The sequence below is a fragment of the Burkholderia crassaminum genome, from assembly GCF_964265005.1.
GTDB lineage: Bacteria > Pseudomonadota > Gammaproteobacteria > Burkholderiales > Burkholderiaceae > Burkholderia.
Window position 1 is genome coordinate 432,870 of sequence record NZ_OZ183799.1, and the last position, 17,032, is coordinate 449,901.

Annotated in this window: 15 protein-coding genes; 12 read left to right on the plus strand and 3 right to left on the minus strand. The window is 61.5% G+C overall.

Features of this window, described 5'->3' with window-relative positions; all coding sequences use genetic code 11:
- The first annotated feature begins 277 nt into the window (after positions 1 to 277).
- Entirely contained in the window at positions 278 to 481 is a 204-nt protein-coding gene (locus tag ACPTTF_RS01995; protein WP_166965650.1) for a hypothetical protein, read from the plus strand.
- Positions 482 to 539: 58 nt separating this feature from the next.
- Here the strand turns inward: ACPTTF_RS01995 and ACPTTF_RS02000 are convergent, their stop codons facing one another.
- Complete coding sequence (locus tag ACPTTF_RS02000) at positions 540 to 1,340, minus strand: transporter substrate-binding domain-containing protein (RefSeq protein WP_423370111.1); 801 nt, start codon at positions 1,338 to 1,340, stop codon at positions 540 to 542.
- A gap of 316 nt (positions 1,341 to 1,656) precedes the next feature.
- On the opposite strand from ACPTTF_RS02000, the gene tssI reads away from it, so the two are divergent.
- The 11 genes from tssI (at position 1,657) to ACPTTF_RS02055 (ending at position 14,756) form a co-directional block, all read left to right on the plus strand.
- Positions 1,657 to 4,836: a type VI secretion system tip protein TssI/VgrG gene (gene tssI, locus ACPTTF_RS02005; RefSeq protein ID WP_423370112.1), complete on the plus strand. Its 3,180-nt coding sequence runs from the start codon at positions 1,657 to 1,659 to the stop codon at positions 4,834 to 4,836.
- A 56-nt stretch (positions 4,837 to 4,892) separates the two neighbouring features.
- Positions 4,893 to 9,560, plus strand: coding sequence for an RHS repeat-associated core domain-containing protein (locus ACPTTF_RS02010; protein ID WP_423370113.1), 4,668 nt, complete (start codon positions 4,893 to 4,895; stop codon positions 9,558 to 9,560).
- A 1-nt stretch (position 9,561) separates the two neighbouring features.
- Positions 9,562 to 9,948, plus strand: a complete 387-nt coding sequence (locus ACPTTF_RS02015; RefSeq protein ID WP_423370114.1) for a hypothetical protein — start codon at positions 9,562 to 9,564, stop codon at positions 9,946 to 9,948.
- A gap of 302 nt (positions 9,949 to 10,250) precedes the next feature.
- Complete coding sequence (locus tag ACPTTF_RS02020) at positions 10,251 to 10,565, plus strand: DUF7716 domain-containing protein (protein ID WP_423370115.1); 315 nt, start codon at positions 10,251 to 10,253, stop codon at positions 10,563 to 10,565.
- Positions 10,566 to 10,589: 24 nt separating this feature from the next.
- The gene (locus tag ACPTTF_RS02025; RefSeq protein ID WP_423370116.1) at positions 10,590 to 11,090 is read left to right on the plus strand and encodes a hypothetical protein; all 501 of its coding nucleotides are present in this window, start codon (positions 10,590 to 10,592) and stop codon (positions 11,088 to 11,090) included.
- A 215-nt stretch (positions 11,091 to 11,305) separates the two neighbouring features.
- Positions 11,306 to 11,914: a hypothetical protein gene (locus tag ACPTTF_RS02030; RefSeq protein WP_423370117.1), complete on the plus strand. Its 609-nt coding sequence runs from the start codon at positions 11,306 to 11,308 to the stop codon at positions 11,912 to 11,914.
- 104 nt (positions 11,915 to 12,018) lie between these two features.
- Positions 12,019 to 12,618, plus strand: a complete 600-nt coding sequence (locus ACPTTF_RS02035) for a hypothetical protein (RefSeq protein WP_423370118.1) — start codon at positions 12,019 to 12,021, stop codon at positions 12,616 to 12,618.
- Between the two features lie 102 nt (positions 12,619 to 12,720).
- The gene (locus ACPTTF_RS02040; protein WP_423370119.1) at positions 12,721 to 13,209 is read left to right on the plus strand and encodes a DUF4265 domain-containing protein; all 489 of its coding nucleotides are present in this window, start codon (positions 12,721 to 12,723) and stop codon (positions 13,207 to 13,209) included.
- Positions 13,210 to 13,261: 52 nt separating this feature from the next.
- Positions 13,262 to 13,702, plus strand: coding sequence for an SMI1/KNR4 family protein (locus tag ACPTTF_RS02045; RefSeq protein WP_423370120.1), 441 nt, complete (start codon positions 13,262 to 13,264; stop codon positions 13,700 to 13,702).
- On the plus strand, positions 13,699 to 14,064 hold the full coding sequence (locus ACPTTF_RS02050; protein ID WP_423370121.1) for an immunity protein Imm33 domain-containing protein: 366 nt from the start codon (positions 13,699 to 13,701) through the stop codon (positions 14,062 to 14,064). Before ACPTTF_RS02045 ends, ACPTTF_RS02050 begins: the two co-directional genes overlap by 4 nt.
- Positions 14,061 to 14,756, plus strand: a complete 696-nt coding sequence (locus ACPTTF_RS02055) for a DUF7716 domain-containing protein (RefSeq protein WP_423370122.1) — start codon at positions 14,061 to 14,063, stop codon at positions 14,754 to 14,756. The genes ACPTTF_RS02050 and ACPTTF_RS02055 overlap by 4 nt, the downstream gene beginning before the upstream one ends.
- Before the next feature lie 93 nt (positions 14,757 to 14,849).
- On the opposite strand, the gene icmH is transcribed toward ACPTTF_RS02055, so the two are convergent.
- The gene (gene icmH / locus ACPTTF_RS02060; protein WP_423370123.1) at positions 14,850 to 15,632 is read right to left on the minus strand and encodes a type IVB secretion system protein IcmH/DotU; all 783 of its coding nucleotides are present in this window, start codon (positions 15,630 to 15,632) and stop codon (positions 14,850 to 14,852) included.
- Positions 15,629 to 16,975 (minus strand): type VI secretion system baseplate subunit TssK, encoded by a 1,347-nt coding sequence (gene tssK / locus ACPTTF_RS02065; protein WP_166965623.1) that lies wholly within the window; start codon positions 16,973 to 16,975, stop codon positions 15,629 to 15,631. Before tssK ends, icmH begins: the two co-directional genes overlap by 4 nt.
- Positions 16,976 to 17,032 lie beyond the last annotated feature (57 nt).

Below are 17,032 nucleotides of genomic sequence, written 5' to 3' on the forward strand. Positions count from 1 at the left end.
ATCGAATCGAAGCGGCATGTAACGAGCACGGTTTTGCGCCCCGTTTTCCTGTCACGGTCACGTCATGGTGCGCCCATAACGTTGCACGTTCCCGTCGCGGCGACATCGCCGGATCCGGGACGTGCGCAACCCGCTCGCGACGACGTGCCCGCGTCGCAGGCAGGCCTGCCGGGATCTCGCTCCCGGCGGCGCGGCGGTCATCCATCGCGCCATTTCATTCGAAAATACGATCGACGCCGGTTCGAACCGGATCGCGGACGATCAGGAGACAGGGACCATGCTGAGTCCGCATGAATTCTCGATGCTGTTGCGCGTTGCACGTGCGCCGGACAGCGTCGATCCGTCGAATCCGGCCTTCGCCGTGCTGGTGGAGAAGCGGCTGGTCGACGATACGCAGATGCGCATCAACGCCGTGGCCGCGCGCCCGGCGCTGACACCGATCGGCCAGCTGCTGCTGGCGCGCTTCGACGAAGCGGCTTGAGGGAAAGCGTCACGCGTTCGTCGACACGAAGCGCATGACGCGTTGAACGACGTGCCGCTTATTGCGCGACCGGCACCGTCACGTCGGTGCCGAACCAGTGCATCGAGATCTTCTTCAGCGTGCCGTCCTTGTGCAGTGAATCGAGCGCGTCGTTGATCGCCTTCTCGAATTTCGGGTTGCCCTTGCGGAACGGGATCGCCATTTCCTGCTTGCCGCCGTTCACGATCGCGCCCGCGCGCAGCGGCAGGTTCGACGTCTTGATCATGTACGGCAGCATCAGGCGATCGTCGAGCGTCGCTTCGATCCGGCCCGCGGCGAGGTCGCGCAGTTTCTCCGGCGCGCCGGGATACGTCTGCACCTCGATGCCGGGCACGGTGCGCGCCATCTGGTCGTAGTTGGTGCCGAGCGTCACACCGAGCTTCTTGCCCTTGAAATCGTCGAGCGACTTGAAGTTGCGCGTGTCGTCCTTGCGCTGGATCAGCTGCGCGGCAGAGTACGTGTACGGCTCGCTGAAGTCGAGCGCTTCCTTGCGCTGCGGCGTGATCGTGACCTGGTTGACGATCACGTCGAACTTGCCGGCCTGCAGGCCGGCGATGATGCCGCTCCATTCGGTCGGCACGAATTGCGTCTTCACGCCGAGCTTGCCGGCGACCGCGTTCGCGACGTCGACGTCGAAACCCTCGAGCTGGCCGGACGTGCCGCGCGAGTTGAACGGTGGGTAGGTACCTTCGAGGCCGACGCGCAACACGCCGGCCTTCTTGACCGAGTCGAGCAGGTCGTCCGCGTGCGCGGCGACCGCCGTGAAGCCGAGGGCCGACGCGAGCAGCAGGCCCGACAGCAGGAACTTCGAACGTTTCATCGCAGATCTCCAGTGTTCAGTGTCGTGTGTGGTGAGCGCCGGGCGCGGCGGACCGCAATACGGGCTCGTAGACACTACTCGCAACCGCGCCGTGCCGGAAGTCGAATTGGCCCTGATTGCAATCGATTTCATCGGGGCGGGAGGCGGCCGGCCGGCGTGATTGGCGTTTCCATGCACGGCTCGCGGACCAATCGGATCACGCTCTTTTAAATCAGGTCAGGTTCAGGAGCGCGCGAAATTTTGTCTGTAAAATCCCGCGGGCGAAGTTGATCGCTCGCGCCATCCGAGGGCGCGCCAAAAGAAGAAAAGGCCGTTCATGAACATGCAGAACACAATTGCCGCATTGCGCGGCGGATTGCTTCAGCAGGACCGGTTGCTGAAGCTCGATACGCCATTGGGGGCCAACGTCCTGACTGTCCAGCGGGCAGTCGGCCGCTCGCGTATCGGGCGCGCGTACACGTTCACGCTCGACGTGCTGTCGACCGAGAGCGATCTGGAGCTTAAAAAGCTGATCGCCCAGCCCGTGACGTTGTGGATCCAGCAGGGCGATCTCGGCTACCGGCCGATCAACGGATACGTCCATACCGCGCGCCGGCTGGGCGCCGACGGCGGGCTCACGTCCTATCAGCTCGCGTTCGCCGATTTCACCCACTTCCTGAAGTTCCGTCGCAATCAGCGGTTCTGGAACGACACGACGGTCGACCAGATCATCAGCGACGTGCTGAACCAGCATCCGCAGGCGCAGGGCCATTTCCGCTTTGCGCTGACGAAGCCGCTGCCGAACCGCTCGTACACACGCCAGCACGACACCGACTGGCATTTCGTGCATCGGTTGATGGAGAGCGAAGGGCTTTACTGCGCCTGGCAGCAGGCCGACGACGGCAAGTCGCATACGCTCGTCATCACCGACAACCTGCAGGCGTTCGCGCCGCTGTCGCCGGAAACCGTGCGCTTTTATCGCGGTGGCGCGGCCAGCGAAGCCGACGCGTTCACGCAATGGTCGGGCACGCGCACGCTGCAGAGCGTCACGCGCACGACGCGCACGTTCGACTACAAGAATCCTGCGCAGCCGGAGAACCCGAAAGGCACATCGCTGCCGACGATGGGCGGCCAGGGCGAGTTGCCGGATCAGCTCGAAGTCTACGAGTACACGGGCGCCTACACGTATCTCGACCAGACGCGCGGCGACCATCTGACGAAGGTCAGGATGGAGGAGTGGGAGTCGCGGGCGAAGCGGTTCCATGCGGCGGGCGGCGTGCGCGCGATCGATGCGGGCCGGCGCTTCACGCTGGCCGATCATCCCGAGCACGTTCGCGATCCCGCCGAACAGCGCGAGTTCGCCGCGATCGAGGTCGCGTGGTGGATCGAGAACAACCTGCCCGTCGCGGCCGACAGCGCGGACTTTCCATACAGTCTGCGCGAAGCGTTGGCGCAGGCACAGGACGGCTACGGCGCCGATCCCGCGTTTCGCGTGCCACACGAGGACGGTTCGGTCGGTTTCTATCTCGTCGAAGTCGAGACGCAGCGCGTGAACGTGCCGTATCGCAGCCCGTTCGAGCATCACAAGCCGGAAATACACCTCGAGACGGCGATCGTCGTCGGGCCGCAAGGCGAAGAGGTCTATACCGACGCGCTGAACCGGATTCGCGTGCAGTTCGTGTGGGACCGGATCAATTCGGGTAACGAGAATGCATCGTGCTGGGTGCGCGTCGTGCAGTCGGATAGCGGTGGCGGTTACGGCGGCGTGCATGTGCCGCGCATCGGTGAGGAAGTGCTGATCGACTACGTCGGTGGCGACTGCGACCGGCCGCTCGTGGTCGGGCGCGTGTACAACGGCGCGAACCAGCCGCAGTGGCATACCGACGGGATCCTGTCGGGCTATCGGTCGAAAGAGTATTCGGGCAGCGGCTACAACCAGCTCGTGATGGACGATGCAACCGGGCAGAACCGCGTTCAGCTGATGAGCAGCAGCGCGAACAGCCTGCTGCATCTCGGCTACATCATCGACCACAACGCCAATTCGCGCGGGTCGTATCTCGGCAGCGGCTTCGACCTGCGTTCCGATGCGTATGGCGCGGTGCGGGCCAGCCAGGGCCTGTACGTGACGACGCACCCGAAGGCGGCGAACAGCCAGCCGCTCGACGTGAAGGAAGCGCAGCAGCAGCTCGTGTCAGGAGAGAGCCTCGTCGAGGCGATGTCGAGTGCGAGCGAACAGCATCAGGCGGAAAGCCTGAACGACGCGCAGGACACGATGCGCGCGTTTACCGATGCGACGCAGGACAGTGCACCGGGCAGCGCGTCCGGTGGGCGTACGGCCGGCGGTGGCACGGGTAACGCGAACGCGTTCAAGGAACCGGTGATGCTGTTCGGCAGCCCGTCGGGGATCGGGATGTCGACGCAGCAGTCGGTGCACATGGTCGCGAACGATCACGTGAACGTGGCGAGCGGGCAGAGCGTGCATGTTGTCGCGGGCAAGTCGCTGATCGGGAGTATCGGGCAGAAGCTGAGCCTGTTCGCGCAGAACGCGGGGATGAAGCTGTTCGCGGGCAAGGGCAAGGTGGAGATCCAGGCGCAGGCGGACAACATCGAAGTGACCGCGCAGAAGGCGGTGAAGGTGGTGTCGGCGACGGGGCAGATCGAGATCGCGGCCGATCAGGGGATCCTGCTGACGAGCGGCGGCGGGTATGTCCGCATTCAAGGCGGGAACATCGAGATTCATACGCCGGGTGCGGTGGACGTGAAGGGTGCGTCGCATACGTTTAACGGGCCGGCGAGCATGGGGTATCCGCTGCCAAGCCCGCGGCCGGATCAGCCGGGGCAGCTGGAGTTGTTTCACAAGTATGTGAATGGCGAGGCGGTGAAGGGCGGGTTGTTTACGGTGAGAGACGTGAACGGTGCCGTGCTGAAGAAGGGGGCGCTCGACAATAGCGGCTATACCGTTGTGAGCGGGTTGCCGCCCGGCGCGGTGCGTGTCGAGTTCGGGAAGGATCCGCGCGAGTCGGATCAGCCGGCGAACTATTTCAAGCAGGCGAAATGGCCGGCCGAGCCGGTCGAGCCGTCGCCGGAAGCCGCGCAGTCGGCGGCGACCGGGCAGCTTGTCAGCCAATTGAAAGGGATGGCGCCTGCCGCGGCAACGGCTGCAATGGGGCCGGCGAGCGGCGGTAACGCAGGCGCTGCGTTGAGCGGGCTCGCGAGTCCCGCGTTGCCGGCTGCAGCGAGTGCGCTTGGTGGTGCGGGCGTGGCCTCATCATTGCAGACGGCTTCGAGCCTGAGCGGTGCCGCGAAGCAGGTGGCCGGGATGGTGCAGGCTGCACGGCAAGGCGGGCTCGCGGCGATGGTGGCACCGGTTGCGAACGCGGCATCCGGGGCGTTGCAGAGCGCACTGCCGCGTGTTGCCGGTATCGCTGGCAAGGGCGCTACGACGGTGGCGTCGGCTGCCGATGCGACCGGCGTGAAGCTGCCGACGAGCGGCTTCGGCGGACCGCTGAAATCCTGAGAGGGCGGCTTGTCGGCCGTCTAGAACAACAAATCGCGATTTGAACGAAGAACGACATGGCACAACAACTTCCACCGGGCGCAGAGAAGGAACAGGCGGTTACTTGGCTCAGTGATGTTTCCCCCAAGGACGTCGTCGCAGTTGGTAACCGCTTCGATGCATGGTTGCGCCGGATCAGCGGCAACCACATCACGTTCGAGGACGTGAAGACGTTTGCCGGTGCCGTGCCGATCGTCGGTAACATCATGGCGATGGTCGACGCGCTTGGCGACATTGCCGAAATCGTCGAAAAGCGCGGTGGTCAAGTGCTCGATTACATGAGCCTCGCGATCAACCTGCTCGGCATCATTCCGATTCCGCCGACGCTTGCGCCATTCCGGATGTCGGCGCGCCCGCTGCTCGCCCTCGTTCGTCACGAACTGATGATGACGCGCAACAATCTCGGCGCGGCGATTATCTCCGTGCTGGTCACGCATATCAACGCTACCTGCGCGACCGAGATCGAGGATTTTCTCAACAAGCTGAAGGCTGGCCTCGTCGAACTGCTCAACGGATGCGCGGCGAAATCCGAGGAGCTCATGATTGCGCTGGCGACTGGCATGGACAAGGCGCTGCACGGGCAGCTCTTCGATGCCAACGCCAATCTGAAACGCCAGCAACAACTCGCGAAGAAGATGGCGGACGATCGGCCGTGGTACAGCCCGAGTCGGGTCGGTGACGGCATCCAGTTCGCGTACGAAGGCACCAAGGCACTCGGAAAGAAGGCTGCCAACAAGACGGCGGGCACCATGGCGAAGCTCGCGCCCGATGCTTGGCTCGAGCCGTTTCGCGGCGCGGTGACATTCCTTCGGACCGAAGCGCCGAAGATTGCGACTGCGATCCGTTCGCTTGCCGGCAGCGAAGAAGGCAAGATGATGTGGCTGGTCTTGCAACTGATCGAGGCTGTCGGGCGCGTCAAGGCACGCGCGAAGCTTCATGAGCAGAGTACGGACGTCAAGGCAGGCGGTAAGAGTCAGGCGAAGAAGACGCGGGAGCAGGAGGGGCTCGAGAAAATCGAAGAGCAGGCGCCGGCCGAGGGGCCGGGAAGGAGCGTTTGCAAGGCATGCGGGTTTGGGGCATCGTCGGCATCGATCGATTTCGCGTTCGGTGACGAGACGTTCTCGCATGTGGATTTCGACCTGCCGGGCGCGCTGCCGCTCGCTTGGGAGCGTACGTACCGCTCCCGACTGTCCGCGTATGATAACGGCGAGCTGGGTGCGCGATGGATTACGCCATATACGACGCGAATCGATATCAAGAATAGTCAGTGGATCTATCGCGATGCAGAGGGGCGCAGCATCGACTACCCGGCACTCGCGGCCGGCGCGGTGCACGACGATCTGTCGGAGAACCTGACGCTGTCGCGGCTTGACGAAACGTGGGTAACGATCGCCTACGGCCATGACGTGCTGCATGTGTACGAGCGCCGTGGAGATGCCTTCCGGCTCGCGATGCAGAAAGATCGCGCCGGGAACACGATCACGCTCGACTACGATGCGCTTGATCGCCTTGTACGCCTGATCGATGCGAGCGGCAATGTGCTTGGGTTTGAGCACGACAGGCATGGCCGAATCGTACAGATCGAGCACGTGCTCAAGGATGGCGAGCGCCGCATGTTGGCGAGCTACGAATACGATGCGGAAGGCGATCTCGTGCGCGCGGTCGATCGTCATGGCAACGCACGGACGTATCAATATCGTCGCCATCTCGTGACGCGCTATACCGATCGCACTGGACGCGGGATGACGCTCGAATGGGACGGCGCGGATGCCGATGACAACGCGGACGCGAAATGCATCCGCGAATATGCAGATGACGGCAGCCTCGATCTCCGGCTCGCGTGGAATCCGAATATCCGTCTGACCTACGTGACCGATGCGCTCGGTCAGATGACACGGTACTACTTCAACATCCATGGTTATGTGTACCGGATCGTGTATCCGGACGGTAACCAGGAGTGGTTCCGGCGTGATGCCCATCACAATTTGGTATTGCATATCCGGCGGGACGGGAGCATCGAACGGAGTGAATACGATGCACGTGGCAATCTGGTTCAGCAGGAGCGGGCGGACGGCAGCGTCGTCGAGATGGCGTACGACGACAAGGATCAGATGATCCGGCTCGTCGATCCAACCGGGCAAGTCTGGCAGCGCAAGTACGACGATGCGGGCAACCTCGTCGAGGAAATCGATCCGCTTGAGCACGCAACGAAGTACGGTTACAACGACAAGGGATTGCCGACGCGGATTACCGATGCGAAGGGTGGTTCGAAAGCGCTCGAATACAACGATGCAGGGCAGCTTGCAAGCTACACGGACTGCTCCGGAAAGAAGACGCAGTGGCGCTACGACGATATGGGGCGTGTGATCGAGACAAAGGACGCATCGGGTGGCGTGGTCGCATACGACTACGGCACGAACGGCCAATTGACGGCGATTCGTTCGCCGGCGGGTGTCGTGCACATGCAATACGACGCAGAAGGCCGCTTGTTGCGGCATATCGATCAACTCAATCGATCGATGCGATACGGCTATGACGCGGTTGGTCGTATTGCTAGCCGCGCGGATGCGCTCGATCGGACGCTTGCGTATCGCTACGACCGCCTCGGTCGCTTGACTACGCTGACCGACGCGAACTTTGCGACGTACCAGTTTCACTACGATCCGGCGGGGCGGCTGATCGAGGAAATCGGTTTTGACGGCAAGTCGACGCGTTACGAGTACGACAAGGAAAGCGGCAACCTTGTTTCGGTTGACGAAGCGGGGCACGTGACGTCGATTGATGTCGATGTGGCGGGCCGTATGATGAAGCGTGTCGCGGGGGGAAGCGAGGAACGGTTTGCCTACGACCCGAGCGGCAGGTTGATCGACGCGGTGAACCGATACAGCCGCGTGCAGTTTTTCTTCGATCCGGTTGGCAATCTCGTGCGCGAACATCACGCCTACAATCTGTTCGGCGAACGGCGCAGCTACCTGTGGCATCACGAATACGACGAGCTCGGCAATCGGCGACGTACCGTGCGGCCGGACGGCCACGTGGTCGACTGGTTGATGTACGGCTCCGGGCATGTGCACGGGATGCAGTTCGATGGTGAGGAGCGCGTGCAATTCGAGCGTGATGATCTTCATCGCGAGACGGTACGCATGTTGTCGAGCAAGGTCGGGCAGCGTACGCACTACGATCCGGCGGGACGTGTGCTGCAGCAGACGGTCCAGCGGTCGACATCGCCCGCGCCGCTTGCCGAACGGCGGTATCGCTATGACGCGGCGGGGCAATTGTCGCGGATCGAGGACAGCCGCAAGGGCGCGACCGATTATCGATACGATCCGGTCGGGCGATTGATTGAGGCGATCAGTCCGGTCGCGAAGGAGCGGTTTGCGTTCGATCCGGCGAGCAACATTATTGATCCGGTGCGATCTACAGAGGCGCTTGCATCCCGTCCGAGCCCAGTGCGGCCGGAAAGCACGTTGCCGGTCGACGTGCCGAAGGTGCTGGGTAACCTGTTGAAGACGTATGCGGGAATGCACTTCGAATACGACGCACGCGGGAATCTTGCGCGTAAGCGTACGCCGGCGGGTGAGCACGCGTACGAGTGGGACGAGTTCAATCGCTTGTTGTCGGCGCGGGTTGCGGAGATGTCGCGGCACAGTAAGTCACGGTATTTCTACGACGCATTCGGCCGCCGAATCGCGAAGGAGGTGAACGGCGAGCGCACGGTATTCGGGTGGGATGGCGATATGCTGGCGTATGAGAGCGATGGCGCGCGCGGCACGCACTATATCTACGAACCGGGGACGTTTGTGCCGCTAGTGCAGTATGTGACGGAACCGGTCGAGGGAATCGAAACGCCGGAGTGGAAGAGTACCGACCGCTATGTACCAGAGGAAGATCCGCTGCAGAAGATGCCAGAGCGGCGACGCGACGCGGTACTGTTCTATTACCATTGCGACCGGATCGGGACGCCTCAGTTGCTGACGGATGACAACGGCGAGGTCGTGTGGGAGGCGTCGTATAAGGCGTGGGGCGAAGTGCGAGAGATCATTGCGCGGGTATCGACAGCGGCAGGAATCGCATCGAGGAATTCGCTCCGGTTTCAAGGGCAGCAGGTTGATGAGGAGACGGGGCTACATTACAACCGGCATCGATATTACGATCCGTATTCCGGGCGATTCATCGCGAAGGATCCGATCGGGTTGGCCGGTGGGATAAATGTGTATCAGTATGTGCCTGCACCAACGGAATGGATTGATCCTCTCGGATTGGCAAAGTGCCGTCCGTGTCCCGAGGATTGCGAAAAGATTTTGGCGGAAGCCGGTCGAGGTTACGGCAGATATGACAAGGTTGATGCGGACTCGCATCACGTCATACAGAACGCTGCCATGAAGGGATCCGTGTCGGATTACAACGAGCAGGCCGCACCTGCAGTCCAATTGGAAGGCCCGCCAAACAAGGTTGGGACCGAGCATTATATTGCTACTCAGTCGCAACGCCAGAGAGGGGTTGGTGGGAATTACGCAGCAGAGCGTCGCGTCGCATACAGGGCTCTTCGGCGAGCAGGTTTGTCGGAGAGCGAAACGCGTTGCCATATCATGCGGAGCGATGCGCACTTTGCCGACTTGGGCGTGACCGGCGATACGCCGACCCGAATGCCGGGAAATCGAAACAGTTCGACAAGGAGGTGGTAGCGTGAACGGATGGATTACGCTGGCGATGATTCATCAAATCATCAGGATATGCGATCTGATTTCAAGGAATGATTTTGTACGTTTGGAGGCAGAGGGAAACTTCGAAGTGAGCACGCCATCCGAGATCAGGGCCGGGGTTTTGGAGTACCTGGGAGGAGATTTTCCGCGCGAGAGTGACTTGGTGCGAATCGGAGTCCCGGATGAAAATTATGTCCGGAATCATTCGATTGTGTATGAAATAAATCCAAGTTCACCATCGGATCGTGATAAGCGAATTCAAATTAATTTGATAATCGATGGTGTTGAGAGCGACTTGACTCTGATTTTGCACGCTCACAAGCGAGAGGGGGGAGATGAAGTCCGCGTTTACGGTGCGCTCACGCTTTAAGCATGGACGGTCTACGTGCGTGTGACAGACCGGTTCGAATGCCTCGAGGCTGCGCGGATGAAAATTTTGCGGGCCGATCGACCCAACTGCGTTTGGGTTGATGCTCGTCGTGCAGATCGGCGACAACCACTGCGGGTCGATCTTGTGGACGCAGAATTGGCATAATTGCAGTTCGCCCACACGAGCACCAAAGCAAACCAGCACGTGTGCAACTGTTATGCAGTCAGCGGCGGAGAATAGTGCTAGGTACTGCGATCTCATCTCCGCCGCGATGTATCACCTTGGTTACAACCGCAATATCCATGTCGACAACCCTCGTGACCGCAGTGTCGCTGAAACACATCCTCGAGCATCCTGGCGATTTCTCCGGGTGGCTTCATCTTCCACCGGTGCCTTGGATGCCCGATACAGAGGGCGTATTCTCCGACTACATCAAGGGCGCGGACGACGCGATACCCGCGATCGCAATCCAGCCCGGATGGCAAGTCACCCTGAACAGTGCGACGATCGAGGACATCGTGATCAACGCTCACGACCAAGTCGACGAACCGAGCGTTGCGCAGTTGCTCGATGCGTTCGTCTTTTACGTAGAGAACGATGAATTCATCCTGTTCTGACGACGTGGCCTGTCACAAGTCGGCATGAAATCTTGGCATGACATCCTGATTGCAGCCAATCCGCTCGTCCGGTTTCTCGAGCAGGATGCATTTTTCGGCACCGCCTATCTCGGTGATCCAGCGGCGCATCACGTTGTCCGGGATGCGGCGGTCGCGCGTCGTTTCGCGACCGATGACTCCTTCGACGACTTCGACGAATGGGAGTCGGTAAGTGACGGTGACGGTGTGTTTCCCGCTGGTTTCGAATGGAGCCACCAGGTTGAATACCAGTTGAGGAAGAATCGGCATTGGGGCATCGAAGGCAAGCACTTCAACGGGGCCGATCTCAAGTGGACGAATGCGGTGTCGTGTCCGCTGATCGAGTTGATGATCAGGGATATCGGCATCCTGTTACAGTGTTACGCCAATGATTGCTTCCCGCCGATCTGGAACAGCATTCTGCATGTTTATCTCGACGGTGGTTTCCCTTGTGGCTGGGATGGTCGGCATCCCGAGGGGAGGTTGGTCGTCTTTTCGAATGCCTAGCCGGAGCGGGAGAGGCCTGCAGCCCGAACGCAATCGGTAACAACAAGGGATCACTCGGCGGCCCTTCATTTAGAAGGGCGCGGTTGTCATAGGGATGGTCTGCGGTTGAGGGCAGGTATTCAGTCATGCGATGTAGTGCGCCTGAGCCCCTACCTACGCCAACCATCGACTGGAATACGATGTCACGCGGGGCGAGGGCCATGGGGTGACCGAGCATGAACGCAGAAATCATTGTTGATATTTTCGAGGCGGCTGACGCGTTCTCGAAAGGCGACCTGGCGCCGATTCAACGGCTGCTGCCTAAAATCGAAAGACAAGAAGTGCTTGAGGGAATCCCCATTCTCTTCCAGGTCGCGAGAAGTCGAGCGATCTTCGATTTCCTGGGCAGCCGCGATGTGAACTTCCTGCAGAGGGACGAGCGCACCGGAGATACGTTTCTGCATTGTGCGACTTTGGATCGTGATTCGGCGCTCTTCGAGAAAGTGGTTGCGTGGTATGCGACACGGAATCTGCTCGAGGAGTCGGGCCACAGTGGTATCACGGCACTATCGGCAGCATTGAAATTTGGATTGATAGAGCGAGCGGAGAAGCTGATCGACGTCGGCGCCGATATGTCGACGATGGCGACGAACGGTCTCACGCCGATCCTGCAGGCGACATATTGTCTTGACGGGGAAGTCGCTGCGATATCAGGGCTGAATTTGTTGTTACTCAGCGGGATTGAAGTGAGCCGCGATGAGATTCTTCATTTGAAGAAATGCGCGTCTGATCTCGGCCGGGGCGAGGTCGAGAAGTGGCTTGACGGACACATGAAATTCGACTGACAGCATCCACGATCTCCGAGACTCAGGATTCACTCAAGCGTCGGCATGCGGCTGACAGAGATGCGCGAGCCCGGTATCGTTCGCAAGCGATTCGACAAGGCGCCATGTCGCCGGGAGGCACGATGCACAATCGGGATCTGAAGCCGTTCATCGTCGCAATTCGCGACATGGTGGACGCGCACGCAAGCATCGGCGCACCTGCGCCCGATCATGCAACACACACGGGATCCCTCTCCGTGAGCGCTGAAATTGCCGCATGGTTCAACGCGCTCGACGATGTCGATCTGTCGATTCCCTGGATTGCCGACGATCTCCTGTTGTACGGCAACCCGGCGAGTCTCGCGATCGGCCAGACCGGCTATCGCGTCGACGCATCGGGCCGGCGTCTGTCCGGATGGCACGACGACTGGATCGTGCTGGGTCAGATGGGCGGCGATCCGGTTATCGTCGTGCCGGCAGGCGATGTGCTGTTCGACCGTCACGGCGCGGGCTCCTGGGCACCATTGCGCGTTGCGTCATCCCCTACGCACTTCGCCCACGCACTGTGTATCTGGTGCGATCTGTACGTCGGAAAGTACGCACGCGATATCTTCGACGATACATATGAAATCCGGCCGGCATTCCTGGCTGAAGTCCGTTCGCGGATAGGCGATGCGCTGCCGGATCCGGAAGCGGCGGTGTTCATGGAGATGGTTGGTGGGTGAGAGCAGGCGCGCGGTCTCAAGCAAGGTGGAGGCCAATACGCCGGCAGCCCGGGTGACACAAGTTATTGACTGGAACACGGTCTTACGTGCGGCGAGAACGAAATGCATGACCCCGACCAAGATTACGAGCTGATCTACGTCTACGCCGGTAGCTCCGGAGATGCACCGGTTCACGAAGAACTTCCCGCGCGTCCGGTCGAGCCGGGCATCTATGAACTGCTGGCATCGCCTGGCCTCGCGCTGAATCTCGCGAAAGGCGATCTTGTCCGCATGGACGATCCCGATCGTCCGGCCACGGTGCTGAAGCGCGGCGGAAACTACTGCATCCAGATCTATGGCGACGCGATTCCGGATCGCGACATCGACCGGCTTGCGGATGAGGTCGAATCCGAACTGAACGGTACGCTCGACGGCCGTTACGGCGGCTCGCTCGCGCTATCGGTGCCGTCCGGCGCTGGAGGCGAGCGAATCCGTACTGTCTTCGACGACTTCACGGCAAGAACCGGCCTTGCCTGGTACTACGCGAACATCTACCGGAACTTCGAGGATCCGGACGACGAAACGCTGCTCGACTGGTGGATCGAGCCGTGACGCGCAAAATCGAACACGTGTATGTCGGAGATACCGACAGGAAGATCAACCGATGACCCGCACACCGACCATCGGCACGACCGTAACCGAAATCGAAGCAGCCGAAGCATTACTCGGCCGCGCGTTGCCGCATTCGTTCGCGACATGGCTGCTGCTCAACAACGGCAGGTCGCTTGGCGGATTGTCCGTGTTCCCCGTCTTCGATGCGCGTAATCCGCGCAAGACCTGGAATTCGATCGTTCGGCACTACAGCGAGGGCTGGCGAGCGTGGCGAGACAATTTCGACGATACGGATGCCGATTTCTCGCACTTGTTGCCGTTTGCCGAGTTCGGGACAGGTGATTACTACTGCTTTGACTACGACCGGACAGGGGCATCGTGCGAGCCGGCCGTCGTCCTTTGGTCGCACGAGACGGGCGAGACGACGCCGGTAGCCGACAGTTTCATGGCTTTTCTGTCGATGCGGGGCTGCAGGGAGGGTGGCGGGAAATGAACCTGACGGATGATCCGGCCGAGTTGCGTGCACGCCAGGAGGCCGTGTGTGCGCGATACGCTCTGCGAGCTGCCGAACCGGAGCACAAGGTTGCGGTCGCGATATCGACGCTCGGGCGGATGCCAGTCTATGGCACGCGCATCGCGCTGTCGGAAGGCGATGATGTCGGCTGGTTTTTCCACTGCGGCGAATATTCGGACGCGCTCGATTTCTACCAGCCGCTGCACGCCACACATCTGCCCACCTACCTGCCGCTGGTCTTGCCCTATCTGATGCTGCCGCCCGGCGCGCGTTTCATCATCGACGACACCGGCTACGAAGACGTCTGGATGGATCTGCCCGGCAACGAGGTGTCGCAGTGAGTGCGCGGCAGACCTTTCGCAAGGCGCTGATGCTGCTCGATCATGGCATGACGGATCGAGGCGAAGCCGTGCTGCATCTTGCGCTGACCGAGGCCGAGCAGGAGGGCGATCGCGTTGCACTCGCCCAGTCGCTCGTCGCGCTGGGCGATCTGATGTGTGAGACGTCACGCAGTGGATCGGCGCGTCCGTTCCTGGAGCGGGCGCTTGCGGCGGCACGAGACACCGATGCCGGCCTGCTGGCGTTCGAGCGCGACAGGGCCGAACAATTGCTGGCGCGTATCGAATGCGAGCGGATCGGATTGCAGATTCGCGGCCCGGAAGATTTCAAGAACAGGACGTTCGCGCTTGCCGACTTCATCGCAGTTGTGCGAGCGAAGGCTGAACGGCCGGAGGGCTACGATCCGGCGTGGCGATACGATGTGTACGGAAATGACGGCGATGCAGACTGGTATCCGCGGCAGACGATCTATATCGGCGACAAGGTACAGGTCGACGACGAGGATCGCGAGAGCTACCCCGAACGCGTCACCGAGCTCGGTTACGTATTTCGCTACTCGTGCGAGCACTTCCAGGACGTCGTCGATCTGGCGTATCGTCAGAAACACGATGCATCGATCGAGGACGTCGTCCGCTGCCTCAACCACTTCGATCGCCACGACGACTTCCTCGATCTGGATTCGAACGGCGAGTAGTCGCGAGCACGACGAATAGTACGTCGCAACAAAAAAGGACCGCCGGGGCGGTCCTTTTTCATCGTGAGGCGAGGCTCGAGAAACTTCCACCCTTCAAGGCAACGAAATCGTCAAATTAGCCGACTCCGGCCCGACTTTGATGACCTGCGAATAAGGCGCCAGCGCCTGCAGCGTCTTGTCCTTCAGATACGTGTTGAGCCCGATATACCCGAGCAGCGCCACCAGCGCGAACACCGCCCCGATCGCCCACACCGGCACTTCACGCTTCAACCGGTGCGCGATCTGATCCGGCAGCGGCCAATGCGGTGCGAACGGCGCGCGCTTGCCCTTCATATGCGCGATCTCGTCCCCCAGCCGCGCAGTGAGGTAAGCGAGCTTCTCCGGCCCTTCGAGCAGATACTTGCCCTGGAACCCGAGCAGCAGGCACATATGAAACACCTCGAGCGATTGCAGCCGCGCCGCACCCTGCGCGCGGCACTCCTCGAGATACTGGAAGAACTTCTCGCCCGCCAACTGCTCGCCGAACAGCACGAGCTGCAACGGCCGGCGTTCCCAGTCCGTGCGGATCTTGAACTGCGACGACAGCACCATTTCGTCGATGGCCGCGCAGAACGCGAACTTCGCGCTGTACACATCTTCAGCGGCGATATTCAGCTTCTTCGCGCCACGCTCGAAGTCCGACAGAAATTCCTGGATCCGCGTGCTGAACTCGCTCGCGCTATCCGGCTCCCGCCCGTTCTTGAGCAGGAACAGCATGAAGAACCCGTCGTACAGCAGGTCGAGCAGCGAACGGGCCTGGAACGAGGCGTCCGTCGACGACGGGGTATGCAGGGGGGGCGGCGCGTTGTCGCCGAACAGGGAAGGCGCGTAGCTCATGATGTGACCGCGATCAGTTCGAACTTCAGGTCATTGATGCCAGTCGGCGCGTAGATCATCGCGGACTGGGCCTGCAGCATGCGCTCGTACAGCGCGCCGCGCGAATCGAGCGCGAAGTAGCAGGCGCCGGGGCGCACCGGAATCGCGGGCGGCACCTGCGGCGTGTACGACAGCCGCACGCCGGGCATGGCCGACAGCACGAGCTTGTCGACGTCGTCGGGCGCGCCGACCTTGAAGCGGGCCGGCACCGCATCGACGAGCTCGACGCTCGGCATGTCCGCGGACACCGCGAGGTAGAACTCGGTCTTGTCGTCGATCTTGCCGGAATCGAGGCGGCCAAGGTGGAACGACGGGCGCACTTCGTCGAGCGTGATCGCGAAGTAGCGCGTCGAGATCACCGTGTCGAGCAGCTCGCGCAGCATCAGGTCGAGACGCGCAAAGCTCGGGCCCGGATCGTCGTGGCGGTACACCGGCAGGTCGGCGAGCGTATAGCCCTTCGAGAACGTCATCAGCTGGCCCGCGAGGCGCAACAGCTCCTGGAACAGCCGCTCGGGATGCAGCGCCGAATGCTGGTGCAGGTGCGCGAGCGTCGCGAACGCGGCGTTCGCGGTGTGCAGCAGCCAGAACGATGCGATGTCGCCCGAGCGGAATTCGATGATGTTCTTCGACGGCTCGCGGTGAAAGCCATACAGCGCGTTCACCTTCGCCTGCAGCGCATCGACGAGCTGGCGCAGCCGCTGGTGCAGGATCGGCGATGCGTCGATCGCGAGGCATGGCGGCACGAAGCTGTCGTCGAGCTCGAAACCCGAGGTCGCGGTGCGGCGCACGCGCACGAGCGGCACGGACAGCAGCTGGTCGCGCGGTTCGCTGTGCGCGATCAGCTTGACCTGCGTCTTCAGGAACGTGATGTCGGCTTCGGCCGCGTCGGTGAAGTTGTCGGCGACGCTCGTCTGCTCGCTGACGAAACGCGTCATGAAGCCGGCGGCCGGATCGTCGCTGTAGTTGGTGCCGTTCTCGCGCTGCGGGTGCAGCGCGAGATAGAACACGAATTCATTGATGCCGTCAGGCAGCGTGTCCAGCGCGATCGGCGGCGGCAGGTCGTCGGCCTGCGGCGCGGCATACAGCGCGCCGTCCGGGAACACGAGCGCGAGCTCGGCCACCCGCAGCACGTTGCTGCCGAGTGCATCGCGGTCGATGCGCACCGAGCGCACCCCCCAGTTGTACGGCTGGATCGCCTGGATCGATTCGAACAGGCGCGCTTCGTGGTACGCGTCCTGTCGCTGAAAGTGTTGAGGCCGGAGGAACAGCCCTTCCCCCCACAGCACCTTGGCCGAATAACTCATGTCAAATCCGGTTAATGTCGCGTTGCGATGTAATCGATTTGTTCGTGCCCGAATTAA

What these genes read in the sequence shown, in the direction of transcription:
- ACPTTF_RS01995 (WP_166965650.1), top strand. Translation starts at nt 278, where the DNA reads ATGCTGAGTCCGCATGAATTCTCGATGCTGTTGCGCGTTGCACGTGCG.
- tssI (WP_423370112.1), top strand. Translation starts at nt 1,657, where the DNA reads ATGAACATGCAGAACACAATTGCCGCATTGCGCGGCGGATTGCTTCAG.
- ACPTTF_RS02050 (WP_423370121.1), top strand. Translation starts at nt 13,699, where the DNA reads ATGAACCTGACGGATGATCCGGCCGAGTTGCGTGCACGCCAGGAGGCC.
- ACPTTF_RS02000 (WP_423370111.1), bottom strand. Translation starts at nt 1,340, where the DNA reads ATGAAACGTTCGAAGTTCCTGCTGTCGGGCCTGCTGCTCGCGTCGGCC.
- ACPTTF_RS02020 (WP_423370115.1), top strand. Translation starts at nt 10,251, where the DNA reads ATGTCGACAACCCTCGTGACCGCAGTGTCGCTGAAACACATCCTCGAG.
- ACPTTF_RS02025 (WP_423370116.1), top strand. Translation starts at nt 10,590, where the DNA reads ATGAAATCTTGGCATGACATCCTGATTGCAGCCAATCCGCTCGTCCGG.
- ACPTTF_RS02035 (WP_423370118.1), top strand. Translation starts at nt 12,019, where the DNA reads ATGTCGCCGGGAGGCACGATGCACAATCGGGATCTGAAGCCGTTCATC.
- ACPTTF_RS02045 (WP_423370120.1), top strand. Translation starts at nt 13,262, where the DNA reads ATGACCCGCACACCGACCATCGGCACGACCGTAACCGAAATCGAAGCA.
- tssK (WP_166965623.1), bottom strand. Translation starts at nt 16,975, where the DNA reads ATGAGTTATTCGGCCAAGGTGCTGTGGGGGGAAGGGCTGTTCCTCCGG.
- icmH (WP_423370123.1), bottom strand. Translation starts at nt 15,632, where the DNA reads ATGAGCTACGCGCCTTCCCTGTTCGGCGACAACGCGCCGCCCCCCCTG.
- ACPTTF_RS02010 (WP_423370113.1), top strand. Translation starts at nt 4,893, where the DNA reads ATGGCACAACAACTTCCACCGGGCGCAGAGAAGGAACAGGCGGTTACT.
- ACPTTF_RS02030 (WP_423370117.1), top strand. Translation starts at nt 11,306, where the DNA reads ATGAACGCAGAAATCATTGTTGATATTTTCGAGGCGGCTGACGCGTTC.
- ACPTTF_RS02040 (WP_423370119.1), top strand. Translation starts at nt 12,721, where the DNA reads ATGCATGACCCCGACCAAGATTACGAGCTGATCTACGTCTACGCCGGT.